The organism is Vibrio sp. TRT 2004, from assembly GCF_050113735.1.
In the GTDB taxonomy this organism is placed as follows: domain Bacteria; phylum Pseudomonadota; class Gammaproteobacteria; order Enterobacterales; family Vibrionaceae; genus Vibrio.
In genome coordinates, this window is sequence record NZ_JBNJOH010000094.1 from 1 (window position 1) to 2,810 (window position 2,810).

The 2,810-nt window shown below is 45.7% G+C and carries 1 protein-coding gene and 1 pseudogene; one reads left to right on the plus strand and one right to left on the minus strand.

Going from position 1 to position 2,810, the window contains the following annotated elements:
• A pseudogene (locus tag ACQEXR_RS19830) lies at positions 1–1,641 on the plus strand (LysM peptidoglycan-binding domain-containing protein); the annotation flags it as partial.
• Between the two features lie 35 nt (positions 1,642–1,676).
• On the opposite strand, the gene ACQEXR_RS19835 reads toward ACQEXR_RS19830, so the two are convergent.
• Positions 1,677–2,711, minus strand: a complete 1,035-nt coding sequence (locus tag ACQEXR_RS19835) for a formylglycine-generating enzyme family protein (protein ID WP_427020999.1) — start codon at positions 2,709–2,711, stop codon at positions 1,677–1,679.
• Between the last annotated feature and the right edge of the window lie 99 nt (positions 2,712–2,810).

The window sequence follows — 2,810 nt, forward strand, 5'->3', positions numbered from 1 at the left end:
AAACAAAATACCGTTAATGCCGAAGTCACTCGAGCCTTAGAAGCGAGGGACTGGCAAGGGCTAAAGCAAGCCTTTATTCAAGACATTAAAAAAGGCATTCGCAATGATATCGAGACCAGTAAGCTAGAGGCTGTCTTTGCCAACTGGAAAACGGACGGTTGGAAAGCCCATGAATGGAAAGCGACTCAAAAGCTGCATGATGACAATGGCGAAGTTCTTTTTGCCAGTTCTCAAGAGGCGCAACTACTGCGTTTTGCTGCCCAAGCCAGCGTCAAAAGTACGATTGAACCATCCGAAGGCAAAATAGATATTGGCATTGGTGCGGAGGCCAGTTTCGCTCTGGCTGAAGGTGCGGTTGGGCTTCACCGTTACTTCCCCTATGAAGGTGGTTATACCCTAGAGCTTAGCTATCTTGATGCCAACAAACAGCCTGCCGTTTATCCTTTTGGTCACTTTAGAGCCAAAGTTAGCTTAATGCTCAGCTGTTTTGTTGGTGCGATGACCAGCGGGCGCTTAGAACTCACTAATCAAGCCAACAACAACCCCGGCCACCAAATACTGCTCTCTCCAAGCGTTAGTATGGGTACCAATGCTTCTGGTGGTGTCGGCGTGAAAGGCGATATTTTTGGTGGCGCTCAAGTTGGAGGTCAGGTTGAAGGGGGGCTGGAATGGAAAGCACCGCAAGATACCAAGCTGGATAAGGTGTTTGACTTCGCCACCCTCGCCAAGGTGGGTGCCAACGGCAATGTGGCTATTGGAGCAGGTGCTGGATGGGATTTTCAGCTGAGTATTGGTAAAGATGGTAAATTCTACTTTAACTGCTCTGGCCGTTTGGTGTTTGGCCCTGGCGCCAGTGGTGGATTTGGCACGACAGTTGATTTTGAGCAACTATGGCAGCTCGCCGTCATCCTTTTTAAAGGCTTAAAAGCAACGGATTACCGAGTACTCGCCAATATTGATAGAGAGGTGTACCAACACCTGATCGAGTCTAGTTACATAGCATTTGCCTGTGATGTGATTGCTAATCCGCAAGACGCACTTAAACAGGTGGTGATGAACAGTCGTCAATCAATCAGTATTTGGTGGGGTAAGCGAATGACTCTGTGGGAAAAGGAGTCTGAGCAGAAAAGAGAAGCTTTTCGTTTAGCTCGGCAGATCACAAAGCATTTTAACCCTCAAGGGCACGATGTGACCGGTGAGGTACCGTTTGAAGAATTGTTGCCGGAAACCGTCGGCATTATGCTCAATACCTTAGTGACCACGTTTTATCTGTCGTGGGATGAGGAGCAAGAGAAGGCGATTTATATTTTATTGCTTGGCGCGGTGAAAACGTGGCGACGTTTTGAAGAGGTGCTCACGCGTATGAATGCCACTGGTGAAAAACCGTCAGGCGGTAAACAAGCAGAGGACAAAGCGCTGTTTGACAATTTAGCTCGCATCAATGCGATTTTAGATGGCGAACAACAGACAAGCTTTAACAACTGGGTATTAAAACTGGCGCAAGTGAATGAAATCAATGAGGCTAACTTTGCTGAAATGCGTCCGTTTTCACCGCGCTCTGGCTGGAGTTGGAGCCAGAAGAGGGAGAGAGTCGAACGGCAAATCGCGCGCTTAAATAAAAATAATGGCTATTATATCTAACCACAGCGACCGCCGTAAGGCGGTCTATTAACATATTAGTAAGCTCGTTCAGTGCTCTGTACGGCGCAGCGAAACCCTGAGTTGAACGCTGGCATATCGTCGTTCAATGGGTAGTGTACGCGAGAGGTATTGACCATACCTATACCACCTCGTTTGACTTTGTTCTCACCCTTTTCTGGGCCCTGTGGATCGAGTTTCGGTGACACTTTATAATAATCTTTGGCGTACCAATCATTAACCCACTCTGTGGCATTTCCAGTCATATCGTAAATACCGAGGGGGTTGGGCGCAAACATACCAACAGAGTTTAGGCCAGTGGCCATATTGGCGGTTTTGTCGGTAAACTCCTCGTAGCCACCTAGATTAGGGTTATAAAATCCGCCACCTCTATACTGCTTGAAGCCATTATTGGTTGCGTAGTAGAGTTTTTGACCACGGTTGCGTGCAGCGTATTCCCATTGAGCCTCAGTCGGCAGGTCCACTGGTAAAGCGGTCAATTGCCCCAACCACTGACAATAGTTTTTTGCATCTTGCCAGTTTACTAGTCTTGCTGGTTTTTTAATAAAGCTCGATAAAAAAATCTTATAATCGCTTGATCCTCGTTCAAGGTATTTTTCTTCATAATCAAACTGTTCAAACGGGCGATTAAAAGCTTGTAAATAAACATCATAATCCAACAGCTCTGCTTCATACTTTGATAACGAGTAACTGCTTAAAGTTACTTCATGTTGAATATCCGCTCCACTGCTGACCATTTCAACAGCACTGTAACAACTTGCTTCTGGCGTCCAGACTGGGCGATTAAGATCGTCGTTCATGCAGGGCATACGAAAGTCACCCATAATAAAACTGCCACCTTCCACAAACACCATATTCTCAATCGACTTTACCGCAACCTCGGCAATATTTTGTTTGAGTTCGCTGTCTGCATCTGGATAGTGTTTATTGACATTACTCATAATGGTGTTGAGCTGCTGTTGAGAAAGCACGTTGCTGGAAATATCGATATCACTATTGCATGCCGTCAATAAAGGAATCGCCCCGAGAAGACCTAGCCATTTATAATTCATTATCAATCCTCATTATTTAGCCGTTTATTTTAAGCGGCTAAGCAGGTGACATGAAGTTAATGACTCGGAAATAATGTGATTTTCCTTCCTTTTCTTAAT

Bases quoted from the DNA above. Each gene is read 5' to 3' on its own strand.
- ACQEXR_RS19835 (WP_427020999.1), bottom strand. From the start codon at position 2,711: ATGAATTATAAATGGCTAGGTCTTCTCGGGGCGATTCCTTTATTGACG.